This is a genomic window from Pseudoalteromonas sp. SR45-4, from assembly GCF_014163535.1.
GTDB classification, from domain to species: domain Bacteria; phylum Pseudomonadota; class Gammaproteobacteria; order Enterobacterales; family Alteromonadaceae; genus Pseudoalteromonas; species Pseudoalteromonas nigrifaciens.
In genome coordinates, this window is the sequence record NZ_JACJDO010000014.1 from 63,170 (window position 1) to 87,663 (window position 24,494).

The following is a 24,494-nucleotide window of genomic DNA, read 5'->3' on the forward strand; positions in this document are numbered from 1 at the left end:
GTAAATTGAGCATCAACAAAGATAAGGTAAAGCATAAATAATGCATAAGTTTCATCAGTTAAGCGCCACCAGTTTACAAGGTAACACCATTAATTTTAGCGAGTTTGCTGGTAAAGTCGTGCTTATTGTAAACACGGCAAGCAAGTGCGGCTTTACCTACCAGTACGAGTCATTACAGGCTTTGCATAATAAATATGCTAGCCAAGGCTTAGTAATTTTAGGATTTCCGTGTAATCAGTTTAATCAGCAAGAACCGGGAGATGCACAGCAGATAGAGCAAGGATGTTTAATAAACTACGGGGTTAATTTTTTAATGGCCGCTAAAGTAGAGGTAAACGGAGAGCATGCTCATCCGGTATTTCGTTATTTGAAATCGACACAACCAGGCTTTTTAACTCGCAAAATAAAGTGGAACTTTACTAAGTTTTTAATCGCAGCAGACGGCTCACCAATTAAACGCTATGCCCCCTTTACCAAGCCAGAAAAGCTAGAGCTCACCATTCAAAAAGCACTGCAACAAAGCAATAAGTAACGCCGCTTAAAAGTAATAAAGAGGCACACAGCCTCTTTATTGCCAATCTAATCAAAATTTAAACATACATAAAAGCGTACATTTAAAGTCTAATTCACATTGGTACTTTAGTTATACTAGCGCAATTTAATCGGTGTAATCGCTTAAATCGTCTTCGCCTAGGTTTTTACGCAAGCGCTTTTGCTCAAGGTAGTCTTCCAACTTTTTCTTAACCTTTTGCTTGTTCTTATCGTGCTGATTACGCCCGAGCATTTCGTACTCGTCTTCAACAAAATCGTCATCTAGCGCATCGTAACTAAATGTCTTACCCACAACCCACTCCATAAAGTGTTTGAGACCAACCAAGGATTTTATAATCGCAATAATTGGTAAAATTAAAATGTTCGACACATAAAGTGCAATGCAGTTTAGCGCCAAAATAAAGCCATGTAGCTATCTTAAATAGCCTTCATGTCAATACTGTGAATAAATAGCGCTAAATTAGCTTTATGGAAAGTGAGAGTTTTTTATCGTATCGATAAATAAAATTAATTATTGCTCTAGCTTTAGCCAATTTGACTAAAAAATAGTTTTTTTATAATAAACCTTGCTATGGTTAATAACATAAATAAAACCAACTTATTGTTTAATATAATAAAAAAACATTGGCACTAAACTTGTTATTACTTATTTATCATCAATAAAAAACTGAGAATAAATATGAAAAAATTACTATTAGTGAGCACTTTAATATGTGCACCTGCCGTTATGGCGCATAATGATAACGATTCAACCGTGTCATTTAATAATGAGCAATGTAATGTAGAATTTAAAAATGATGTACGTATTAAGCCTGACGAACTAGAGATTTTTACCGCCAATAAGCAAACTATGCAATTTAATACCAATGGCAATTTAACCATTAATGGTGAATCGGTAGCGCTTAATCATTCCCAGCAAAAGGCGCTAACTCAATATTCAGGTAGTTTACGCACGCAATTACCCGAAGTAGCAGATATAGCCTTAGAAGGCGTTAAAATTGCCGGTGTTGCACTGCAAGAAGTTGCTAATGCTTTTAATATTGATGGCCTCGATAATATCTCATCGTTAATGGACGACATTAAACTTGAAGTACAAAATACTTTTTATCAACAAGACACCTTTGTTATGGGCCAGCAAAGTTTTAATCAATTTGGTGAAAACTTTGAGCAGCAGTTCGAACAACAAATAGAGAGCGCTGTTGAGTCGGCTGTAATGCAATCTATGGGGAGTATTTTAGTTGCTTTAGGTTCTGAATTACTTGGCTCAGGAGGCGACATGCAAGCCTTTGAGCAACGTATGGAAAACATGGGTACGCAAATAGAAGAAAAAGTAGAGCAGCATGCCGATGCGCTCGAAAAGCGTGCCAATGCCTTATGCGAAAATTTTGCCAATATAGCTAAACAAGAAGAGCAGTTAGTAGTCCAAGTACCTGAACTTAAAGGTTACCAATTATTTAGCTTTAAACAAAACTAGTTTGCAAACTTCACTTAGGTGATTATTTAACATCCCTTTGCAGCCGTTACGCTTAAAACTTAACGGCTGTTTTTTATTGTGCCGCAAAACTTGTTACAAGCTGTTGATCCCCCTTAAATTAGGCTACTTTTTTTGCTAGTAAGGTAAGTTTACCCAGTGTGACAATTGCTTGCTCTATTTGCTCACTCCACTGCACACCATAACTTAGCCTTATACAGCTTTTGTATTTATTTGAAGCTGAAAATATCAACCCTGGAGTAATGCTTATACCTACCTCAAGCGCTAATAAAAATAGCTTTTGGCTATCATACTCGCTGCCTAAGTCTAACCAAATAACACAGCCACCTTGTGGATCGCTGATCCGTGTACCTTTTGGCATAGCTTGCTGTAAGCAACGTCGCATATGCTCTTTATTAGTGCGTAAACGCTGCCTAAGTACTTTTAAATTACGGTCGTATTCACCGCTAAAAACAAATTCTGATAACGTCCATTGATTAATTAGTGAGGTAGAACAACTCAATGCTCTTTTATAACGCCTAGCTTGCCCTGCAAATTTTCCCGCAATAAGCCAACCAACTCGATAACTAGGGGCAGCCGTTTTAGAAAAAGACGAACAACTTAGCACCAAGCCTTTTTTGGAATACGCTATAGCCGGTGTACCTCGTTTGGGTGTAAAGTATAGGTCGCCATATACGTCATCTTCAATGAGCACTACGTTATGGCTTTCAACTAGTTCCACCAGTTGTTCTCGATTTTCATCTGGCATAAAACTACCAACCGGATTACTAATAGCCGTAGAAAATAAACACGCTTTAATATCGTGCTCATTAAGCGCCTGCGCTAAATCGTTTAGCCAAATACCATTATCTGGGCATAAAGGTATTTCTAGTGCTTTAAGGCCTAAACTTTCTATTAACTCTATAATTCCGTGATAACAAGGGCTCTCTATGGCCACTACATCACCGGGCTTAGTTACGCATTTGAGTGCAATTGCCAGTGCTTCTTGCGCACCATTAGTGATCACCATTTCATCCATATTAATACCAATGCCAAAGTCTAAATAGCGATGAATAAGCTGCTTTTTTAACGGTGCATAACCATCCAGTGGCCCGTAATTAATAGCGCTACTACCGGCAAGTGTCATTACTCGGCGCATATTTCTGGCTAAGGCTTTATCGGTTGGTGCCGCAGCAACCGGGTTAGCTACTCCAAAAGGCACCACATGGGCCTGATGAATGGCTGTGTATACCTGCTCAATCAGCGCCTGCTTGTTTACAATCACGGGCTCGCGGCTTAACTTAACCCGTTTTGGTAAGCTGCTTGCCATGTTAACGGCTTTTAAAAAGTAGCCTGACTTTTCGCGTGCCTCTATAACCCCCTGATCTTCTAGCGCTTGATAGGCCTGCTTTACCGTAGGAATACTTATATTAAGGTTGCTAGCCATTTTACGTAATGACGGCAGCTTTTCTGAGGGCAATAAAGCCTGTTGAGCACTCATATCCCTGATCAGTTGAATAACTTGCTGGTACAAAAACTCATGACCTTGATGGCTAACCGCTTTTAAAATCATTACACCCTCAATCTGTATAGGTTACATATTCCATTTTCTGTATATGGTAAGTATACAGATAAGCTTTAAAATAGCAGCTTAATCGACTTTGGAGAGCAGTATTGAAAAGTGCAGCGCTATATATAACAACTGTTTTAATTTGGGGCTCAACCTGGTTGGCCATAGAGTTTCAGCTAGGCGATATTGCTGTTGAACTATCGCTATTTTATCGTTTTGCAATCGCGGCATTATTAATGTGGTTATATGTGGCATACAAAAAACCTAAAATGCGATATGTGGCATACAAAAAACCTAAAATGCGATTTAATTTAGTCGATCATGGTTTTTTCGTATTATTGGCCCTGTTTAACTTTGGCCTAAATTACTTAATGCTTTACTGGGCACAAAATCACCTTAGCTCTGCAATGACCTCGATTGCTTTTTCAATGCTATTAGTAATGAATATAGTTAATACCCGATTATTTTTTGGCAAACCTATTTCAAAACGAATTTATACCGGTGCTGTACTTGCCATTTTAGGTATCACCTGCTTGTTTTGGCCACAATTACAGCAACTCAACTTGAGTAACAGTGCATTCGTCGGGTTACTACTTGCTCTTGGAGGCACCTTTGTGGCTTCATTAGGAAACATGGTAAGTGTACGTAATTCACGCAAACAAATTGGTGTGTTACAAGGTAATGCTTGGGGCATGTTATACAGTGCCATTGGCTTAGCCTTATATGTATTTATAAGCGACGTGCAATTTAATTTCACTGCACCTACTAGCTATTGGCTGTCGTTATTGTACTTATCTATTTTTGGCACTGTAATCGCCTTTGCTTGTTACTTTGCACTGTTAAAAAATATTGGCCCCGAAAAAGCCAGCTATGTCATCGTACTGTTTCCTTTAGTTGCGGTAACACTAAGCAGCTTTTATGAAGGCTTTGAATGGCATGCAAATACCTTTGCAGGGTTTAGCTTAGTACTACTTGGTAACGCCATAGTGCTTACCCCAACAAAACGAATTAATGCCTTTTTAGCAAACAGAGCGGTTGCTAGAAGAGGCTCTGTCCCCAGTTAGACGCGTTATTAACGCAACTAACGCAAAAGCGCCTACTGTAAAGTAGGCGCTTTTTTATTGGTTAATATAAAAACAGCTGCCAAGTGTTCGTTATAACTCCTAGTAATACTAACTTTATTAAAAACACCATTTTGCTAAAAAGCTAAGTAATTCCCCCATGCAATGCAAATATAAAGTGCATTACACCAACTTTTTTTAGAACTTTACTGGAATTTTTTTAACGCTCATAAAGTTAATTTTATAAACACTAATTAAACAGCATAAAAAATCATTTAATTAAAATAATTTAATCTGAATAAATAACCAAAAAAGAATGCTTTTATCGCATTAAAAATAAAAACAAACACAGAGACCCCATAACAAAAGGGATTTAAAAACTAACGGCGTGAATAAAAATGCAAAAACACCCAAACCCACCAAGTGAACGGCAGGTTAATAAAATCCTTTCGGATTAAAATAACTAATGCTTCGGGCTCAATTTTTATCGCTTTATTTTTAAACAATTAAGAGGCAGAATGCCCCCGTTTTCACCAACCACAACTCGGAGTTAAGTAATGAACCCAATTAACACATTAAATGAAACAGCTGCTACTCACATTGCCGTTAAACCAACAAATCGTAAAGCTAAAATGTTAGCAAAGCTTAATCGCTTCGGTAAAAGACTCGCTCTTGGTAGCACAGCTCAATATAAATAGTCACACAACCATGACTATTTATACGGTGCAGCAAGCACCCAACCACTAAATAAAGCTTCTTATTTAGCTCCCACTGCTTGCTGCAACCTATTTAATTCTACTAAAATTGTCTTTATTTCCCCTTATTTACAAAAAAAACCTCATTTTAGCCTAAATTTTAAGCAAACAGTCTTTTTGCTATTTACACATGCGTATGACCTAAGTATTATTCTGCGTCACGGAGAGATGGCAGAGTGGTCGAATGCACCGGTCTTGAAAACCGGCATAGGTTTGTAGCCTATCTAGGGTTCAAATCCCTATCTCTCCACCACATTTATATTGGTGGCTTTAATTTTTACTTCCATCAATAAAAAAACGGTTATGCGTTGGAGAGGTGTCCGAGTGGCCGAAGGAGCTCCCCTGCTAAGGGAGTATAGAGTTTGTAGCTCTATCGAGGGTTCGAATCCCTCCCTCTCCACCATACTTAATTTAAACCACTTAGTTGTGGTTTTTTTGTGCCTATAATTTAACACCAAGACTAAATTGGGAGGGTGAGATCCCTCGACAGGGTTCAACAAAATGTCGGGAACATTTTGGGCCGCTGCAAGCGTCGCGCAGCGATTGATTACATGGATGTAAGCAAATCTATCCCTCCCTCTCCACCATATTTAATTTAAACCACTTAGTTGTGGCTTTTTATGCCTAAAATTTATAAAACTATACAAATTGTACCAAACTATAACTTAGGGCATGATTAACTTAACTTTAAGCCAATTTAGGTTTAACTATGATCCGGGTTATATTGCTATCAATTTGCTTAACCGCGCCAACCTTTAGCTTGGCAGAAAACATTACTGTTTATAAATGCGTTATTAAAGGTGTTCCTACATTTAGCCAGCTGCCCTGTGCTCTAGATGCACAAGCCATTACGCTAAAAAATATTAATGTAACCACAGCCTATAGCGATACAACTGCTAGCAGTAAAATAACAGATACTTCTGTTGATGATTACTTAAAAACGCAGCAAATTAATCGTGATATAAAACGCTACCAACTGGCTATTAAACAATATCAGCAGCAATACACAGAAAAAAAACAGCAAATTGATTACATGACGCAAGATAAAGCCAATCGTTTAGGGGCTTCCTCTATTGCCAATGCGATTGCAACTAAAACATCAGCTCTTAAACAGTCATACGATGCTTTAATTGGGCAAGCACAGCAACAAATAGAGGCGTTAAATCAGCAAAAAGAGCAACTTAGTCAACAACCTTAATCGCTTTTTTTATAACCGCTATAAACTTATATATTGCGTCGGCGCTATTATATATATGCGGTGAAACTCGTATACCAAGCTTTCTGGCATCCACACTAATCCCTGCACTATTAAGCTCATTCAATACATGTTGTTGCTGCATGTTAAAGTTTAAAATAGCAGTACCACTGCATTGATGCTGCAGCATGGGCGACACAACATATTTACCCAACTGTTGCTGAATAAGCGCAAGCATTGCTAAATTATGTGACCTAACTTTATCAATTCCCAATGCGGCAAAATAGGCAATACTATTGGCTGCAATAATATAAGGTACAACTGAGGGAGTACCGCCCCAAAATTTAAGCGCTCCCTTGTTATAAATAAAATGATTTATATCAAACTCAAAGGGATTTTGATGAGAAAACCAGCCAACATCTTTAGGCTCACAAACAGCTATTTGCTGTGGGTTAACCCATAAGTAAGCAGCACCAGGGCCGCCACATAGCCATTTAACGCTAGAGCCAATCATAAAGTCAGCATTTAAGGCGGTTAAATCAAGCGGTATCACCCCTGCAGATTGCGCAACGTCAATGATTGATAAGCTATTCGTTTTTTTACTCAAAGCAACAATATCGTGTACAGGGGCTTGTACCCCTGTATTTGAATATACGTGACTGATAAAAACTAAATCTATGTTATCCGTTAAATAACGCTGCCAAACGGTAATATCGGTTAAGTTTTCATGTTCAGGAATAAATGTTATTTGCGCGCATTTTGGCAAAGCTTTTTGCATCGCAAAGCCCATACTTGGAAAGTCGCTTTGCGTCATTAATACTTTGCAATTTTTTTGCTGTAATCGCGGATGCGACATTAACAATTTGGTTAAGCCGCTGGATAAGTTAACTTGTGGACAAAATTGCTCGCTAGGCGCATTAAATAACTGCCCTAATGCGGTATTAAATTGCTCTACTGCAGGTAACCATTGCTGCCAGGGTTCTTTATTTGACGATTCCCACGGCGAAAAATAATGAGCCGCTAAATGCTGCTGACTATTTTTCAGTGGACGCCCTACTGAGTGGCTTAATAAATAACAGCCTTCGGCCATACAAAAATCGTGTTGATTCATCTTATTTAATCCACTGTTTTAGCAAGTTTATATCGTCGTAACGTGTTTTTATATCATCGCGTTTAGCGCTGGCACGTTTATCACGGAGTTTTTCTAACGAATCGAGCAAAACATGTAATGGTGGGCCACTGGCTGTTACTTTACTCATATGTTGCTGTTGCATTTGCTTTGACGGTTGCGCAATAAATTTTTCAACCAATTGATTATGATGACCGATTGCAGTGTCACCATGTAATTTACACACCTGAATAAATAGCTTTGCGTGGTATTTAAACCAGTCATTGTCTTTATATTGCTGCGCCTGTAAAAAGTCATCCATAAAGCTTTGCATGCGCATTGCTTCGCGCAATATTTGCTGATCTTCTGGCATCATATATAAAAACTTATCCACCAGCATTTGTGAATAACTTGGCTCGTTGGCATTACACAGCCCAAGTAGCATATCGATAACGTTTATGCCGGCAAAATCTCCCGCATTTGCACCTCTGTATATCTCATTGCCTACTCGATGCGGTTTATAATAAGGGCGCACACAATTAAAAAAGCGCTCTGTGTCTAACTGGGTATAAAGTGCATTATTCGATTCAATTACATCTATTAACGCTTGTTTTGCTACTTTTAATAGCTCGGCACAGGTGGGGTGCGAAATACCTAATGGTAATATTTTTAATAATGCATCGCTGGCGCGTTTATATGCCAAAATACCTTGGGTGTTGTAATCAATAAATAGTTTTTCGTCGGGTAAATTAGTAAAACGTTTATACGTGCCATTTAGCGCTTTATTGTGCGTGGTTAAATGGGCAGTCGCAAAGCGTGGCGTTACTCCAATAGAGGCACCTATATGCATTGCTAGTGCCGACGCTTCTACCAATGGCGATGTGGTCTCACGGCTTGGCTCGGTAATTTCATGACGACGACACGCCGCCATAAAAAGCCCTACATTACCGAGTAAATCAAACGCACTATCAAAACCTTCATCGGTATTTCCCTCCGCTAATAAATTACTTATTAATGCGTTACCTTCATCTTTTAATTGCTGTTTTAAAGGCTCTCCCAACCCCTCTACATTGGCTTTATCATCTTGTTGCCAGTAAAGTTGCTCAAGCTCGCTGTTTATCTGTGGGAAGGCGCTTCTTATCCATCGATCAAAAATGGCTGTATGGGTGCTCATTATTGTTTCCTGTTATTATAGTTATCACTAAATGCTAACAGAGTTTAATGAGGGTAAAACGCTAAAAAAATTAGTAATTATCAACATCATTAGCAATAATCACTACAAATATAAAAATAATTAATAAGAATCTATATATGCTCGATAAAAAAGATCAGCAATTGCTCATTGCCTTACAAGCCAACGCTAGAATGTCTGTTGCAGATCTTGCCAGTCATATTAGCCTCTCAGATACGCCCTGCCTTAGACGAATTAAAAAGCTAGAACAAGCTAGTATTATTACCGGCTACCACGCTGCTATTAACCCCAAGGCACTTAAACTAAACGTTTTGGTGTATGCATTTGTACGTTTAAATCAAAATTCGGCCAGTGCTGCCCGGCAATTTGAGCAACACGTAGAAAAGCTCACTCATGTGCTAGAGTGTTCGGTAATATCGGGAAGTTACGACTATTTACTAAAAATAATTGCGCATGATTTAGAAAGCTATGAGCAGTTTGTTAAGCATCAACTAGGGAGCTTAAGCTGTATCGCTAATATAGAATCAACCGTGGTGTTAAAGCAGTCTTTTAGCAAAAAACAATTACCATTATAAAAAATACCGCAAATAACTTACTGTTAGCTATACTGATATTTTAAATTGGGAATATTACTTGTACAGGGATTTATGTGAAAAATTTTAACTCCAAGTATTACTCTAGTGTTTTTTACATTATTTTTTCTTTAGCCTATTTTTTTGTAGGAGTAATACTTACCAAGCTAACCTTTGACTCGCAAATTATTCCGGTTTGGTTACCTGCTGGTATAGCCTTAGTTGGCTGCTTTGTGTGGTGGTGGCGATTTATTCCTGCGCTATTTTTAGCGGCTCTCGCATTTAATTTAAATTTTTTTGCTAATACAACTCATGAAATGGTATTGGTAGGAAATTCATTAAACGAGGCTATGTATATTGCCTTTGGGGTGGTATTGCAGGCCATGGTTGGGGCCGCAATATTAAAGTTTTGGTTAGGCCACCCTCTGCGCCTTAAAAAGCGCCAAAACATTATTTATTTTATTGTAGTTGTAGGTGTTTTAGTCAGTTTAATTTCGGCTAATTTTGGCGTGTTTGCACTAAGCCAATTTAATGCAATGTACAGTGCAGATAATCACTGGAAAAACACAACTTACTGGTGGTTAGGTGATATTTTAGGGGTGTTAATTGCCACTCCATTTTTACTTTCGTTATTACCAGAGAAGTCTGATAACTATAATATTTCGGTGCTACCGACACTTTCGGTATGTTGCATTTTATTTGTATCAGTAGCGGCCACCACACAATTATACGATAGTGAAAGCCGTATTAATGCGATAAAAATTGCTGAGCGCGAAGTGCAAGTGATAGAAAACAGCCTGTACCGCTATACTAATCGCAGCATTATTGCTGTGCAAAGTTTAGCTAGCCAAGTTCAGTCATCGCCAACATTAAGCCAGCAAGACTTTAATCAATATGCCAACACCCTACTTGCTAAGCACTCATTTATAAAAGCTTTATCATGGAATGTAAAAATCCCATCTCATCAACGCCAAGCATTCTCTAAAGAAATTTCAAGCATTTATAACTTAAATTATGATGTTATTGGTGAACCTTTAGAGCCAAACGATCCACTCGTTATTGTAAAATATATAGCACCGCTTAATAGCAACCAAAAAGCAATTGGGTTTAATGTATATTCAAACCCAGATCGCAAAGCATCCTTACTCAACCCCGCAATAAAGTATCAGCCAGTGGGAACTAAAATAATTCAACTCGTACAAACTGAGCACTCTGATGCTGCTTACTTATTATTTGCGCCTGTATATTCTCAATCCAATGAAAAAGAAACTATTAAAGGCTATGCCACAGGCGTATTTTTAGTCCCTCAAATTATTAAGCAGGCCATTACTGAGCAGCAGTCTAAAATGTTTTCGATTGCTATTTATGAAGATATAAACAAACCCGCATTTTACAGTAACTCAAACAATCTTAATGTTGCACAAGGCAGTAAGCTAATATCGTTTAATGTCGATTTTGGCGGGCAACAATGGATCGTAAAACTGGCACTTAAAGATGCCTTTTTAGCTCAACATAATAATCAACTCACCTTACTGCTGCTGATACTTCAAGTAGTTGTATGCTCATTAATTTTATTGATTTTACTACTGTTTAATCAGCAGCAAATTGCACTTACTCGCCAAGTAGCAGAGCGTACTTATTCGTTAGCACAAGCAAAAAAGCAATCTGATTTGGCTAACCGGGCTAAGAGTCAATTTTTAGCTAATATGAGCCATGAAATACGCACGCCACTAAATGCTGTTATTGGCTTTTCTTCGCTTGCCCGTAAAGAAGACGACGCCAATACCCTAATTGATTATTTAGATAAAATAAATTCGTCATCTAAAAGCTTATTAAATTTGATAAACGATATTCTCGATATATCTAAAATTGAATCAAAACGGCTAGTGCTTGAACGTATTCCATTTGATTTAACCGCACTTATTCAGCGCATTAATACTATGTTTGAACAAAGTGCTGCAAGCAAAGCAATTGTGTGGAAAATAAATAGCAACATCCCTAAAGACACTTGGTTTGTTGGCGATCCAATGCGATTAGAGCAAATAATGCTTAATTTATGCAGTAACGCTATTAAATTTACTAACGCTGGCAGTGTTACTTTAAATGTAGATACGCAACTTATTGCGCCCAATAAAGCACAGCTAACAATTGCCGTTATTGATACCGGAATAGGTATAAAAGCAACTCAACATGAAAAGTTATTTAGTGCATTTACTCAAGCCGATAACTCTACTTCTCGGCAGTTTGGTGGCACCGGCCTTGGGTTAGCCATAGCCAAAGAGCTTAGTGTATTAATGAATGCAAATATAGCGCTACATAGCGAGCTTGATAAAGGCTCTACTTTTACATTTACATTAGAAATAGAGACGGTTAAAGCGCAAGACCCCCTTATAAAACCTACAGATAATACTAATATAGCCGCTTTAAAAATTTTAGTGGCCGAAGATAACCCGGTTAATCAAATGGTTATAAAAGCCATGCTTGGCTCACTAAAAATTGTGCCACAGGTTGTTGAAAATGGTGAGCTTGCAGTTAATATTATAAAAAAACAGCATTTTGACCTCGTGTTTATGGATTGCCAAATGCCAGTAATGGATGGCTATAGAGCAACGGCCCTAATCAGGCAATTTAAAACGGCTGAGGAACTGCCAATTGTTGCCTTAACTGCCGACGTTATGCCCGAAGACAAAGCACACGCTCAGGCGGTTGGTTTTAATCAACACCTTGCAAAACCGCTTGAACTAATTAAGCTAACCGAGTGTCTTGCTCAATATGCAGTGGTTTATGAACAATAATAGTGTGTTTTTAAAAATATTTTTAACTTGTATGCTTAGCTTTTTGCCTCACTTAGCTGTCGCTGAAAATTGTATTGCGCAGGCAAGCGATTTTGAATTTATTAAAAAGAGTAAACAGCAAGGCCTATTACGCTATACAAAGGATCACCACCAAGCGTATTTTGATTACCAAGCGCGTGCCCCATTTAATAGCTACCTCAATCATGCGTATCAGTATATTAGTGTAGCTAATCCTCGCGCTGCTATGCCATGCCCTGTATTTACTCAAACGTATCAGCAACTAGTTACTCAAGGCAGTCGTAAGCCTAACCCCACTATTGCCGACATTATTGCTCCTTTTGAGTTAAAACATTCACAAAGTAAAAAAGCGGTATTACTCGTGCACGGCCTTACCGACTCTCCTTTTACCTATCACGATTTAGCCCAAGTGTATTATCAGCAAGGTTATACCGTACGCACTATTTTGTTACCCGGCCACGGCAGTGCTGCTAGTGCGTTACAAGATGTAGACCTACAGCAATGGCAACAAGCTGTGCGTTACGCTATAGAGCGCACAACACAAGACTTTGATGAGGTTATTTTAGGGGGCTACTCTACGGGGGCCGCACTACTTATAGACTATGCAATCACGCAAGCGCTTTCATCAAAAATAACGGCGCTTATGTTATTTTCACCGGGCTCCGAGCCGCATAATAAACAAGGTTGGATAGCCAAGTGGCTTGATTTAATCCCATTTTTAAATTGGATAGATAAAGACGCCGATGTTGATTTTGCTAAGTATGAGTCGTTTCCACTCAATGCTGCAGCAGCCTCATATGATGCAATGTCATTGGTTAGCATTAAAAACTTAAGTAAGCGCCCTGCTTTGGCATTGCCTGTATTTAGCGTAATAAGCGATATTGACGCGACAATTGATAGCCATGCCACCCTTAAATTATTAAATGCACTACATAATACTAATTTAAGTCGCTATAAAAAACTCGATACCCTAGTGCTTTATGGTAGCAGCACTATTTTACCCCCAAATTTTGCAGCAGATTACAGAGTATTAAATCCGCAGTGTGCCAGCGAAGCATGTCTAAAAATCCATGGTATATCGCATATTGCCATTGTTAACTCACCACAAAATCCGCATTATGGTATTAGTGCCTCTTATCGTAATTGCGGCAGTTTTATTGGCGGCGAAAAGTTATATAAAACCTGTAAAACCACAAAAAGCCCGCAACTTGGAGAACGTACAGCTGCTAACTTAAAGCAATATCCCACCTTACAACGATTAACCTATAACCCCTTTTTTCCTGAGCTTAAAAAACAAATAAGCACCTTTATAAAAAACGTAGAACACGCACAAGGTAAGTAGTAATGGCGACATTTTCGCATCAATGGTTTAGTAGTATTAATCAAATAGAGCGAGCGCATTGGCAACGTTTGTTTGGCGACGAGCCATTTACCCAACATGCTTTTTTATACGCATTAGAGCAAAGTCAGTGTGTTAATCAACAAAGTGGTTGGCAGCCTTATCACTTAGCTATTTTTGAGGGCGAAAATATTATTGCGCTGGCACCTGGCTATTTAAAAAGCCACTCTTACGGTGAATATGTGTTTGATTGGGCCTGGGCAGAAGCATACGAGAAACATGGCTTAGAGTACTACCCTAAATGGTTATGCGGTGTGCCATTTTGCCCCATTGAAGGTAGCCGTATTGCTATAGAGCATAGCAATCCTAGTTTAGTGTATAAATACATTACAGAGTTACTAAACCTGCACAGCAAAGAGCAAGGCTGGTCTGGTTGGCACGTTAATTTTTGCAATTTAGCCCAAGCCACACACCTCACTGAGCAACACGCCATGCTTAGAGTGGGTGTGCAATTTCAGTGGTTTAATAAAGGCTTTACATGCTTTGACGATTTTTTAAATACGCTTAATTCACGTAAGCGTAAATCACTAAAAAAAGAACGCAGCAAAATAACTCAACAAAACATTACTATTGAATGGCTGCAAGGGATGCAAATTACGCCTGAAATTATGCAGCTATTTTGCGAATTTTATCAACGTACTTATTTAAAACGCTCTGGCCACTTAGGCTATTTAAATATGCCCTTTTTTAAGCTTTTACATGCGCTAATGGCCGACAAGCTAGTCATTATGCTAGCCAAAAAAGAGGACGCTATTATTGCCGCAACCCTTAGTCTAATAGGAGCAGATACACTGTATGGGCGGTATTGGGGGGCAAGCGAAGAGGTAGATTCTCTGCACTTTGAACTATGCTATTACCAAGGGATTGAGTTTGCAATAAAGCATAACCTCAGCTGTTTTCATTCAGGGGCACAAGGTGAACATAAAATAGCACGCGGTTTTGCCCCTGTATTAACCTACTCAGCTCACCATATAGTTGATAATAACTTTAGCAACGCAATTAGCGATTACTTAAAACGTGAACGCCAGCATATTAATATTTATAAAGATCAATGCAGCGCATTACTGCCGTTTAAAAATCAGTAACTGATTATTAGCAGGCATGGCTATATCACTTATTAACGTTAGCCCTGCTTGCTTTGCTAATAGCTCAACTGCTGCAAAATCTCTAATACCGCTAAGTGGGTCGCGCTCTATTAAAAAGCGATTAAAGTCGTTATTACTTTGGCTAGTAAACTCGCCTTTATATTTAAATGGCCCGTAAATACATACTATGCCTTGGTCATTTAAATGCTGTTTTACACCCGCAAAAAAATGCTCTACAAGTTGCCAGCTTACAATATGAAAAGTATTAGCCGTGTAAATAGCATCCACTTTATCTATTGGCCACGCATTGTTTAAGTCAAGTTCAAGGGGAACATGTAAATTGGTTAAATTAACATCGCGGTGCCATAAATTAATACCTTCATGATTAATCGCTCTGTCGCTGCTATACCATTGTAAATGCGGCAACTGCTGAGCAAAGTACACGCTGTGCTGACCTGTACCTGAGCCTATTTCGAGCACCGTTTTGGCATTCGCTAACACAGGTTTTAACTGCGCTAAAATAGGCTGTTTATTATTTTCACACGCTTGTGAGAATGGCTTGATCATTTTTACTCTCGAGGTTAAAGACTGATGCGCAACAGTAAAACAAATTTAGCGTATTTTGTCGTGCGCTAATGTACGCTTTAAAGCCAGTTAATTAATCTATACTTTTATAGCTGTACTTTACATTGAAACACCTAGCTCAAAATGTAATGATAACTATTATCAAATAACCCTTGCAATTTACCACACCAGCCTACAGATAGAGTACAAGGTTTACTTACAATAAATAATTACCAAGCGAGTGCGTAATGAGCATTCTCAGCCGCTGGTTTAATCCTTTTAAGGAAGAATATTATGACTCAGTTTAGAACAGAATCAGATAGCATGGGCGAGTTACAAGTCCCTGCTAATGCACTATATCAAGCGCAAACTCAGCGCGCTGTGAATAATTTTGCCATCAGTGGTTTAGCTATGCCTAAGCAGTTTATAACCGCCCTTGCTTACATTAAACAAGCGGCAGCGCAGAGCAACTTTGAGCTTGGGCACCTAAGCAAAACTAAAGCTAAAGCAATAGAGCAAGCATGCCAAGAAATTATTGATGGTAGCCATTATGAGCATTTCCCGGTCGATATATTTCAAACTGGCTCGGGTACTAGCTCAAATATGAATGCCAATGAAGTGATTGCCACTTTAGCAAGCCGGCTAGGCGATGAAAGCATTCATCCTAATGATGATGTAAACATGGGGCAAAGCTCTAACGATGTGATCCCTACTGCCATTGCCCTGAGCAGCGCAATAAATGTGGTGTACGAATTACTCCCTTCACTAGAAAAACTATCACAGCATTTAGAACACAAAAAAGCCGAGGTTGGCGCTATAGTAAAAACCGGCCGCACTCATTTAATGGATGCTATGCCGGTTACTTTTGGGCAAACTCTAAGTGCCTGGCAAACGCAAATTAACCATGCCGCGGCTGGTATAAGGCATAGCCTAGAGCGTGTTTGCGAACTAGCGCAAGGTGGTACCGCTGTAGGAACAGGTATTAATGCCGATCCACAATTTGCACCGCTATTTGCTAAAAATCTCAGTGCCAACGTAGGTATTAGATTTACGCCTAGCAGTAACTTTTTTTACAATATTGGTTCGCAAGATGCCATTGTCGCGCTTTCAGGGCAATTAAAAGTACTTGCTGTAGCGCAAATGAAAATAGCCAACGACTTGCGCTGGATGAACTCTGGTCCATTAGCTGGTTTAGGTGAAATAGAGCTTGAAGCACTGCAACCCGGATCATCTATTATGCCCGGCAAAGTAAACCCAGTGATCCCCGAAGCGGCAGCTATGGTGAGCGCCCAAGTAATTGGTAACGACGCTACAATTACCGTTGCCGGCCAAGCAGGTAATTTTGAGCTAAATGTAATGCTGCCTGTAATTGCTTATAATATTTTACAAAGTATAGAGTTACTCGCTAATAGCGCCCAAGCACTGGGAGATAAAGCCATTGCTAGCTTTACAGTAAATCAGCTAAATATTGATAAGGCACTGGCTAAAAATCCTATTTTAGTAACCGCGCTAAATCCGGTGATCGGTTATGAGAAAGCAGCCAAAATAGCGAAACAAGCATATAAAGAAGCTCGCCCAATTATTGATGTTGCCGAGCAAGAAACTGATTTATCGCGCAGCGAGCTCGAAAAGCTACTTAACCCCAGCAAGTTAACCCAAGGCGGGCTGTAAATATTCACAGTAATTAATAACGGCTTTAATTGCTTGATAATAGAGTTTTTATTGCCGTAACAAATGCACAGTGTATGATAGTGGTGAATAATTCACCACTATCAGGATTTGTTATGCGTACACCATTGCTAGCTATATTTTTACCACTGTGTTTAACCGCTTGTTTAGATAACCCCGTAGCAGAAACAGAAAAAACAACTGCCAGCGAAGCAACAACGCCATCGCAGCAAAAACTACAACAACTGCAAAAAAGTAACAAAGCAGAATTACATGCCCCAGCCGAAAAACTATCAAATACTGCCATGAAAACAGTTACTCTTGATGACATTAAAACAGCTAAAAATGAATTAAATACGCTCATTGCTAATAAACAATGTGATAGCAGTACGCAGTGCCAAGTAGAAGCTGTAGGTAGCCGAGCATGTGGCGGCCCAAGTAGTTATATAGTGTATTCAACGACAACAGCAACAACTGAGCAAGTCACTGCATTAAGTAAAAAAATCACTACTTTTGAAAGTAACTATAATGCCCAAAATCAAATGGTCAGTATTTGCCAACATTTAACTGCGCCAAGCACGCAGTGTGTAGAAAATAAATGTGTTAAACTTGAAGGCTCAGCAGTAAGTGTATTTTAAGGATAAGGTTATGAGTTGTTTGCCATCAGCAATTAAACTATCAATTGTAAGTATTGCTACTAGTATTTTGTTACTGAGCGGCTGTGCTAGCACAACATCGTCAAGCAATGATCACGGAACGAGTTTAGCGAGTCTTAATAGTCAACTTAACGATATTGTTAGTAACAATAGCTGTACAGCTAGCTTTCAATGTAAAGTGCTTGAAGTAGGTGCGCGTGCGTGCGGTGGGCCAAGTAAGTATACGGTGTACTCAACACTTAATACCCAACAAGAACAAGCTGAGCAGATTGCACAGCAAATAACAGCACAAGAAAACACGCTAAATAAGGCACAAGGCTTAACTGACTGCCCATCAGTGCTTGAAGTACAATCACTGTGCATTAATCAGCAATGCCAACCTTTTGAAATAAAATAATGCTGCAAACAATTTAATTTCAGCGTTATCCTAAATATGGGATTAACGCTGAAATAATTACCACCATTACTAAACAAATCCCCGCTTTAATAATATAGTGCATTGGCATTTTGTTAAGCACCCAATACGCATAAATAAAACGCACAAAGTAGCTTGCCGCAGTACCAAATAATGCAAAAATTAGTAAGTAAGCAATTAAAATTATATTCACGGCAACTCGTTATTTTATCTTTTTAGTTTAAGGGCATAGCGTCTATAACATAAAACTACTTAATTTTTTTTGTATGAGCAATCAAAAGTTCTGCAACGCGTTGCTTTACTACGCGCTTATCATCACTTTGCACATCAAAACGGCTTGCAAGCTGTGCTATTTCATCGTCGTTTAAATTAAACGATAGACGCTGTCGGGTTTTTTTAGACTTTACATCCAAACCGAGTATTTTGCGGATCATATCTGAAGGTGTTAGCTCTTGATCAATCGCTTGCTTTTTTATCGACTTTTGTACTTCGCTACTTAGATCAAATGCCATTTGCGTGGCACGCACTGCCTGCTCTTGGCGTAACCACTTTTCTTTAGCATCACTCACTTAGCGTCTCCTGGAAACAAGTCAACAATGTCGGTAATTGGCCGCGTTAAGGTAAGCGATACTTCGGTTTCGCCACCATCCCAAATCTCAATATTTAAACCAAAGCCTTTATCATCAGACTCTAAACAAATCATTTCACACAGCTCACCACCTTCTTGCTCATAACGTGGAAGAGCTTGATTGCGATAGTCTTTATTATGAAAATAACACACAAATGGCGATTCGCTTTGCTGATAGCTGTTAGCTAAAAACTGCGTAAAACGCTCTGGTATATTTTGCACTGTGATATGCGTTAAAGACTCTTCATCAAAAATACGCGCAAACTGATCAAGGCCAAATATATCTTCTACTTCATCACGTTGTACTTTTATAGAAAAGTTAGCCCATTGCTCACCATCTTCTTGCTCTATTTGTAAAAATACCACTTGGCCGCTGTCACTTTCCAACACAAACTCAGTGTCACTACTGTGTTGATACTGGTAGGTTTGTATATCAATAACGCGAAGAGTTTGCCCTTTTAACCACGCTGGATAAGCAAATGAATCGATGACAGTAAACATGTCACCTTTTTTAAGCTCACTGGCATGATTAAGCTGACGCTCTGGCTCTTTTTTAGATTTGAAAAAATTAAACATAGGAAGGCTGCCTTCTAAGCAAAAAAGGTAACTAAGCTAAAGCCTGGTTACCTTTTTAAATATGAACGTAATTATTAGCTATTTTGCTTGGCTTTAATACGCGCTAAAATATCAGCACTTTTTGGACTGCTGTCGCCAATTCCGGCCTCTGCCATTTTCGCTTTTAAATCGTCGCCGTTTACATCGGCTTCAAGCTCTTTAGCTGCACCTAACTGATCTTGACGGTCTTGCTGGCGTTGCTTAATACGCTCAAGTGATTGGCGAGCCGATGTCATAGACGAGCTGTTAGTGTTTAATGTGCTGTTTACAGCCATAGTAGCTTGTTGCACGCTTTCTGTGGTTTTAACCATAGTTAGCTGGCGTTGGTTTTCTTTAATCGACTTTTCAGCTTCTTTAACTTGCTGTTTAAGCGCTACAATATGATTGCTAAAACCAGATAATACTTGTTCGTTCTCTGCTTTTTCAGCTTCAAACTCGCCAATTTTTTCTGCAATTTCTAATGCTAAAGCTTCGTTGCCTTTTTCCAGCGCTTGCCCAGCATAAGCTTCATGCTCAGCAATAGATGCATCTACAGCGCTAATTTTACGCTTAGTTTGCATTTCTTTCGCCATAACTTCTGTTAGGCTTTTTTTAGCACGGTGCAAAGCATTTTGTGCATCTGCAATTTCTTGCTCAAAAATACGGATACCGTTTTTATCTACAATTGCTTCGCCTGCTTCACGCGCGCCGCCACGTACTGCTGTAAATAATTTTTTTAAAATACTCATAATCTTAACTCCACTAAATCGCTACTAATCGTTTAAATACATGGTCACGGCTTCTAGTGCATCAATAGCATTATCGGCTAATGTCACTAGTTCGTGGGTAATGTCATCTAATGATGAATTTACCGACAGTGCGCCAAAAATCGCGTATTTATTATCGATTTTAGCAAATGCACTTAATGGAATTGGCACGTTTAAACGTAGTAATGTTTCGTTTAACTCGTTACGTAATTCCGGCTTAACTTCATCTTCGTCAAACAAGTAGCTAATGCATAATAACTGCTCTTGTGTTTGCGTAACAAAAATTGGAAGCTCATCATTTTCATCAACAATGACTTGTAATACATCTTGCTCACCTGGATTAGCAATCAAGAAAGACTCAAAGTTAGCGCCTTCTGTTTCAAAAGAAGCTAATTTTATTGAAAGTTCATTTAATTCCATGTCTCTGCCTTTTGTCGTTTGACATATTATGTCTGAGTTAAGATTCTCATGGCTGACATATTATGTCAACCATGTTTTATTAGTTTTTATACAACTCGCTTTCTATTTGCCATGCTGTACGGTAATAATCGTACAGTTGGCCAGAGCCTAACCTATTGACTTCAATATCTTTAATATGTTCGAAATAATTATTCGGAAAAATAAAACTAGCCAGTAAATATTCTTTACTGATCCACCTTGATGGTATCGGCATTGCGGTTACATCGTTGATTCGCCCACTAGCCGATTGCCCCATTTTGGTAGCTATAGTCCAGCCCCACTGTCCAAATGAAGGAATGTTTTGTTGATACTGCTCTACATATTCAAATCCAGCCGCTTTAACCGTTTTAGCAATACTTAAAAAGGCTTTTTTAGCATGATAAGGCGAAGTTGACTGCACCGCCATTGCGCCATCTGGTGCTAGTAATTGGCGTACATGATTATAAAAGTAGTCACTATACATTTTATTTAAATCGGGATGATTAGGGTCAGGTAAATCAATTAAAATAGTATCAAATTGCTTTGCCTGATCGAGCAACTTTTCAACTTCTAAAAAGGCATCACCAACAATAATATCTGCACGCGGATCATGCATAGATTTGCTATTAAGGCTTAACAACCGCTGGCTAATATCTTCAGGCGAAGTAAATTCAGCATCTTTATGGCCAAACAAATTAAGCAATTGCCCATCAAGGTCAATCAGGGTTACTTTGCTCACCGGCCACTTTAAAACATCTCTAAGTGCCAGCCCATCGCCACCGCCAATGATCAGTACCCGCTCATGACGGTTTGATGCCAACATTGCCGGGTAAACTAACATTGAATGATATATTTGCTCATCAACACTAGAAAACTGTAAGCGCCCATTTAAGTATAAATCGGTTATTGGCTGCGGCTGATTTTTACTTAACCGCTCGGTTAGTACCACATGTTGATATTTAGTGGCTTGAGAATAAATAACCTTGTCTTTGTATAAAACATTGCTCAAGTTATCCATCCAACTACTGCCCAATACCAATATAAACGCAAATAATACTAGTAATAACAGGTGACACGCTAATAACAGTTTGGCAAAGCGTACATAGGTGTGATACCGCCATAAAAAAGCAAGCCCAGCAATTATATTAAACAGCGCAGTCCACGCGGCTGCTTGCATTATGGGCATAGACAACATAATGCTAACCCAAATAGCCGCGCCAATTCCGGCGCCTATATAGTCGGCACCATAAATTGTTCCTGCGTTATTTTCTAAAAAACGGCCATAAACATGCTGACGAATACGCGCAATAAGCGGTATTTCCATACCAATAAACAAGCCAAGTATAAGGCCAAATACATAGGGTAAAAAACGCGACCACTCTTGTAGCTTTTGAAATACATAGCCATTGAGTACTACGTCGGGAGGTAAATTAAAAATACTCGAAAACATATGCGGCAGTGAATAGCTAACAGCAATAACGCCGGCAATGGCTAAAATACAGCCCATACCAATCAAAGCAATTATACTTTCTAGCCAAGCAAAGGCGGTAAATGCATCTTTAAACCAACGTGCTAAAAATGCGCCAATGCCCATTGCTACTATCATAGTGCCGATCATCGCATAAATAGCGCTTTCTACTGAGCCAAGTACCCGCCCCGCATAATGAGACAGTAAGTATTCATAAATAAGGCCACACCCTGCGAGTACGGCCATAACGGTAATAAGTAAAATATCGTGCCCAAGTAAACTAAATTTACTTGGGCTTTTTATAGTTGATGACACTCGATTATGCGCCTAATAGTGTTGCCATAGTTATACCTACCGCAAATGATAACGCTGCAGAAATAGCGGCTACACCCACATTTTTTTGACGGTTCACTTCATCTGAAATATCACAGCCAGATAAAATTATTTTAATTGTCACTAAGTGCAAAATAATAAATACCAGTAAACTAACTACTGCACTTATAGCCCAGTACAACAAACTCGCATTAATATTATCGGCTACATAAGGCGCAATCCCCGTTGCTGCGGTAATGGCTAATGCGCTGCCAATTAAAAAACCGGCATAACGAATACCCACGGCTAAGTTGCCATCAATAATTGCTTGTTGTAAGCAATCACCACTTTTATTGGTGCGCTTAAACAGCTGTACGCGATATTGGCTCACTAACAACAGCACTAGGCTGCCAATAACAAAAGCAGCAACCACAATTGGTAAACCATGCCAACCGTCGGTAGCCACCCACAGCAATGCCGAGCGAATTACAATGGCGACACTAACAACGTGGCCAAAGTCGATAACAGCCGCAGTCACGTTACCTTTAACTATTTCGCTATGTAAGCTCACTTTACGCAGCGCAACTTTATCTTGAAAGAAATGCCCAAGCTTAATAAGTAAAATAGCCAGTGCACCATAACCCAACATTTGCAGAGCTTCTTGCTGTAATGACACTGCAAAAGCACCGCTGCTTACACCTGTAAGCACAATCGCCAATGCAACTAAACCCGCAGCAAAACTAATACCAAATGCAAAGTTATCACGCTCAGTAATTTCATCATTAGCATGCAGGTTAGATACCCAACCCTTAATATATTTAAGACTCACAAACAGCAAAACAATAATTGCAAAATCAATCGCCAGCGCTTGTAGTGACCACATTGTTATTCCATTAAATTCATACATATTACTCTAACTCCAACTTTATTCTTTTACTTACCACGGCTCACGCCACGAGAGGTTCTACTACCGCTGTTACGAACTGAGCCCGAGTTATTGCTATAACTACTCGAACGAGAATAACTACTGCGACTTTTAGGTGGTGTGTAGCTACTTCGGCTTAAGCCTGACGCCCCCGTTTTTTTGCTCGCATAAGGGCTAGTAAACTGCTTACCTTGGCGTTGATATGATTGACGCGTACGTGTTTCTAGCGTGCTCTGCGCTTTAATTTGTTTTGGGCTTGAGTAGCGCGTGCGGCCGTAATCGTTGTAATAACTATATTTACGACCTCGGCTCCAGCTACCATATTCAACACGATTGAATACATCCCCTAAAATACGATACATACCGTACCATTGCCAAAAGCTAGTACCATTGCTGTTAGATTGCCAGTTACCATAATTAGGATTACCCACCATTTGGTTACCAACTCCAGCGCCTTCAGCTTGCTGACTAATAGCACCAATACGCGCTAAATTACCTTTAGACATATCCGCAAGCATATTAATAGGATCGGTTAACGCATCTGAAAATAACGTAGGCTTTGCAGCTTCACGCAATAAGTCAATACTGTGCAAAGTATCTTCGTAAGGAGGAATAAGGTAGGTGCCCTTAATATCTTTAAGTCGCTGTGTTAAACCACTATAAAGTGCACCTTGACGAGTGGCGTCAAGGGTAATGACATCAACAACTTTTGAAAGTTCTGGTTGCTGATTTTTAAGCTGAACACCGTATTCTTTAAGTAGTAATGCATTACGCAAACTACCATTATCAAGCGCAGTACCTAGCTGTGATAGCTCAACCTCCGCTTTTTTAATCGATTCTTGAATTGTTTTTTGCAGTTGCTCTTCTTTAGATTGGCAACCCATAAGCACCGCAAACAAACAAAACAGGCTGAGAAGTTTCCAAGCTTTAATATTTGACATTCATGTCACCTGATTTACTGAATTAACCTCAGTAGTTTTACACAGGTCACTTATTAAACCAACAGTGAAGTTGCAACAAAATGATTTTAAAAATGAATTTCTAACTTGAGAATACAACGATTGTTAAAGGCTACAGGCTCCTTGAGCTATTTTTGATGCTCTTTATCGTCGGGTGTCGCTGCGCTCGCCCAACCTACGCGGGAGACTTGTGTACATTATTCGTGAGCGTCTAGCGAACTACACCTATGTTTTAAAATTCCAGGGTAACAAGCTGTCGATATCGGGCTCAGGCTGGCACAGTTCATCAAGGCAAGCACAGATGTAATTAAATGGGATTAGACCATT

The 24,494-nt window shown here is 39.2% G+C and carries 25 protein-coding genes and 2 tRNA genes; 14 read left to right on the forward strand and 13 right to left on the reverse strand.

Going from position 1 to position 24,494, the window contains the following annotated elements; genetic code table 11:
• Positions 1-40 precede the first annotated feature (40 nt).
• Positions 41-532, forward strand: a complete 492-nt coding sequence (locus H5058_RS08210; protein WP_011326789.1) for a glutathione peroxidase — start codon at positions 41-43, stop codon at positions 530-532.
• A gap of 126 nt (positions 533-658) precedes the next feature.
• On the opposite strand, the gene H5058_RS08215 is transcribed toward H5058_RS08210, so the two are convergent.
• Positions 659-844, reverse strand: a complete 186-nt coding sequence (locus H5058_RS08215) for a PA3496 family putative envelope integrity protein (RefSeq protein WP_007579801.1) — start codon at positions 842-844, stop codon at positions 659-661.
• A 387-nt stretch (positions 845-1,231) separates the two neighbouring features.
• On the opposite strand from H5058_RS08215, the gene H5058_RS08220 reads away from it, so the two are divergent.
• Complete coding sequence (locus H5058_RS08220) at positions 1,232-2,026, forward strand: YggN family protein (RefSeq protein ID WP_182677629.1); 795 nt, start codon at positions 1,232-1,234, stop codon at positions 2,024-2,026.
• A 118-nt stretch (positions 2,027-2,144) separates the two neighbouring features.
• On the opposite strand, the gene H5058_RS08225 is transcribed toward H5058_RS08220, so the two are convergent.
• Entirely contained in the window at positions 2,145-3,596 is a 1,452-nt protein-coding gene (locus H5058_RS08225) for a PLP-dependent aminotransferase family protein (protein ID WP_220485809.1), read from the reverse strand.
• Positions 3,597-3,697: 101 nt separating this feature from the next.
• Between H5058_RS08225 and H5058_RS08230 the strand changes: the two genes are divergently transcribed.
• The 5 genes from H5058_RS08230 to H5058_RS08250 all read left to right on the forward strand — a co-directional run bounded on the left by H5058_RS08230 (position 3,698) and on the right by H5058_RS08250 (position 6,607).
• Positions 3,698-4,657: a DMT family transporter gene (locus tag H5058_RS08230; RefSeq protein WP_182677631.1), complete on the forward strand. Its 960-nt coding sequence runs from the start codon at positions 3,698-3,700 to the stop codon at positions 4,655-4,657.
• Between the two features lie 554 nt (positions 4,658-5,211).
• On the forward strand, positions 5,212-5,352 hold the full coding sequence (locus tag H5058_RS08235) for a hypothetical protein (protein ID WP_167376929.1): 141 nt from the start codon (positions 5,212-5,214) through the stop codon (positions 5,350-5,352).
• A gap of 219 nt (positions 5,353-5,571) precedes the next feature.
• A tRNA-Ser gene (locus H5058_RS08240) sits at positions 5,572-5,662 on the forward strand.
• 57 nt (positions 5,663-5,719) lie between these two features.
• Positions 5,720-5,812 (forward strand) — tRNA-Ser (locus H5058_RS08245).
• A gap of 306 nt (positions 5,813-6,118) precedes the next feature.
• Complete coding sequence (locus tag H5058_RS08250) at positions 6,119-6,607, forward strand: hypothetical protein (RefSeq protein ID WP_011326784.1); 489 nt, start codon at positions 6,119-6,121, stop codon at positions 6,605-6,607.
• Here the strand turns inward: H5058_RS08250 and H5058_RS08255 are convergent.
• A complete protein-coding gene (locus H5058_RS08255; RefSeq protein ID WP_182677633.1) occupies positions 6,591-7,715 on the reverse strand; it encodes an aminotransferase class V-fold PLP-dependent enzyme in 1,125 nt (374 codons plus the stop codon). The genes H5058_RS08250 and H5058_RS08255 overlap by 17 nt on opposite strands.
• Position 7,716: 1 nt before the next feature.
• Entirely contained in the window at positions 7,717-8,886 is a 1,170-nt protein-coding gene (locus tag H5058_RS08260) for a monodechloroaminopyrrolnitrin synthase PrnB family protein (RefSeq protein ID WP_089367532.1), read from the reverse strand.
• Positions 8,887-9,023: 137 nt separating this feature from the next.
• On the opposite strand from H5058_RS08260, the gene H5058_RS08265 reads away from it, so the two are divergent.
• The 4 genes from H5058_RS08265 to H5058_RS08280 all read left to right on the forward strand — a co-directional run bounded on the left by H5058_RS08265 (position 9,024) and on the right by H5058_RS08280 (position 14,773).
• Positions 9,024-9,479, forward strand: coding sequence for an Lrp/AsnC family transcriptional regulator (locus H5058_RS08265; RefSeq protein WP_011326781.1), 456 nt, complete (start codon positions 9,024-9,026; stop codon positions 9,477-9,479).
• A 74-nt stretch (positions 9,480-9,553) separates the two neighbouring features.
• Positions 9,554-12,271, forward strand: a complete 2,718-nt coding sequence (locus H5058_RS08270; protein WP_179807270.1) for an ATP-binding protein — start codon at positions 9,554-9,556, stop codon at positions 12,269-12,271.
• On the forward strand, positions 12,261-13,631 hold the full coding sequence (locus tag H5058_RS08275) for a carboxylesterase (protein WP_011326779.1): 1,371 nt from the start codon (positions 12,261-12,263) through the stop codon (positions 13,629-13,631). Before H5058_RS08270 ends, H5058_RS08275 begins: the two co-directional genes overlap by 11 nt.
• 2 nt (positions 13,632-13,633) lie before the next feature.
• On the forward strand, positions 13,634-14,773 hold the full coding sequence (locus H5058_RS08280; RefSeq protein ID WP_011326778.1) for a GNAT family N-acetyltransferase: 1,140 nt from the start codon (positions 13,634-13,636) through the stop codon (positions 14,771-14,773).
• Here the strand turns inward: H5058_RS08280 and H5058_RS08285 are convergent.
• Complete coding sequence (locus tag H5058_RS08285; RefSeq protein WP_011326777.1) at positions 14,750-15,340, reverse strand: DUF938 domain-containing protein; 591 nt, start codon at positions 15,338-15,340, stop codon at positions 14,750-14,752. The genes H5058_RS08280 and H5058_RS08285 overlap by 24 nt on opposite strands.
• Before the next feature lie 291 nt (positions 15,341-15,631).
• Here H5058_RS08285 and H5058_RS08290 point away from each other — a divergent pair, with 291 nt between their 5' ends.
• The 3 genes from H5058_RS08290 (at position 15,632) to H5058_RS08300 (ending at position 18,058) form a co-directional block, all read left to right on the forward strand.
• Positions 15,632-17,008, forward strand: coding sequence for an aspartate ammonia-lyase (locus H5058_RS08290; RefSeq protein ID WP_011326776.1), 1,377 nt, complete (start codon positions 15,632-15,634; stop codon positions 17,006-17,008).
• A 113-nt stretch (positions 17,009-17,121) separates the two neighbouring features.
• A complete protein-coding gene (locus tag H5058_RS08295) occupies positions 17,122-17,643 on the forward strand; it encodes a hypothetical protein (protein WP_011326775.1) in 522 nt (173 codons plus the stop codon).
• A gap of 10 nt (positions 17,644-17,653) precedes the next feature.
• On the forward strand, positions 17,654-18,058 hold the full coding sequence (locus H5058_RS08300; RefSeq protein WP_011326774.1) for a hypothetical protein: 405 nt from the start codon (positions 17,654-17,656) through the stop codon (positions 18,056-18,058).
• Positions 18,059-18,083: 25 nt separating this feature from the next.
• Here the strand turns inward: H5058_RS08300 and H5058_RS08305 are convergent, their stop codons facing one another.
• The 8 genes from H5058_RS08305 to H5058_RS08340 all read right to left on the reverse strand — a co-directional run bounded on the left by H5058_RS08305 (position 18,084) and on the right by H5058_RS08340 (position 24,149).
• On the reverse strand, positions 18,084-18,269 hold the full coding sequence (locus tag H5058_RS08305) for a hypothetical protein (RefSeq protein WP_011326773.1): 186 nt from the start codon (positions 18,267-18,269) through the stop codon (positions 18,084-18,086).
• A 55-nt stretch (positions 18,270-18,324) separates the two neighbouring features.
• Positions 18,325-18,645 (reverse strand): hypothetical protein, encoded by a 321-nt coding sequence (locus tag H5058_RS08310; protein ID WP_041454305.1) that lies wholly within the window; start codon positions 18,643-18,645, stop codon positions 18,325-18,327.
• On the reverse strand, positions 18,642-19,280 hold the full coding sequence (locus H5058_RS08315; protein ID WP_011326771.1) for a DUF4178 domain-containing protein: 639 nt from the start codon (positions 19,278-19,280) through the stop codon (positions 18,642-18,644). The genes H5058_RS08310 and H5058_RS08315 overlap by 4 nt, the downstream gene beginning before the upstream one ends.
• Before the next feature lie 74 nt (positions 19,281-19,354).
• On the reverse strand, positions 19,355-20,047 hold the full coding sequence (locus tag H5058_RS08320; RefSeq protein ID WP_011326770.1) for a PspA/IM30 family protein: 693 nt from the start codon (positions 20,045-20,047) through the stop codon (positions 19,355-19,357).
• 24 nt (positions 20,048-20,071) lie between these two features.
• The gene (locus tag H5058_RS08325) at positions 20,072-20,485 is read right to left on the reverse strand and encodes a YjfI family protein (RefSeq protein ID WP_011326769.1); all 414 of its coding nucleotides are present in this window, start codon (positions 20,483-20,485) and stop codon (positions 20,072-20,074) included.
• 79 nt (positions 20,486-20,564) lie between these two features.
• Positions 20,565-22,286, reverse strand: coding sequence for a polyamine aminopropyltransferase (locus tag H5058_RS08330; protein ID WP_011326768.1), 1,722 nt, complete (start codon positions 22,284-22,286; stop codon positions 20,565-20,567).
• Between the two features lie 4 nt (positions 22,287-22,290).
• The gene (locus H5058_RS08335; RefSeq protein ID WP_011326767.1) at positions 22,291-23,190 is read right to left on the reverse strand and encodes a DUF350 domain-containing protein; all 900 of its coding nucleotides are present in this window, start codon (positions 23,188-23,190) and stop codon (positions 22,291-22,293) included.
• 26 nt (positions 23,191-23,216) lie between these two features.
• Positions 23,217-24,149 carry a hypothetical protein gene (locus H5058_RS08340; RefSeq protein ID WP_011326766.1) on the reverse strand — a complete coding sequence of 311 codons (933 nt, stop codon included), beginning with the start codon at positions 24,147-24,149 and terminating at the stop codon, positions 23,217-23,219.
• Between the last annotated feature and the right edge of the window lie 345 nt (positions 24,150-24,494).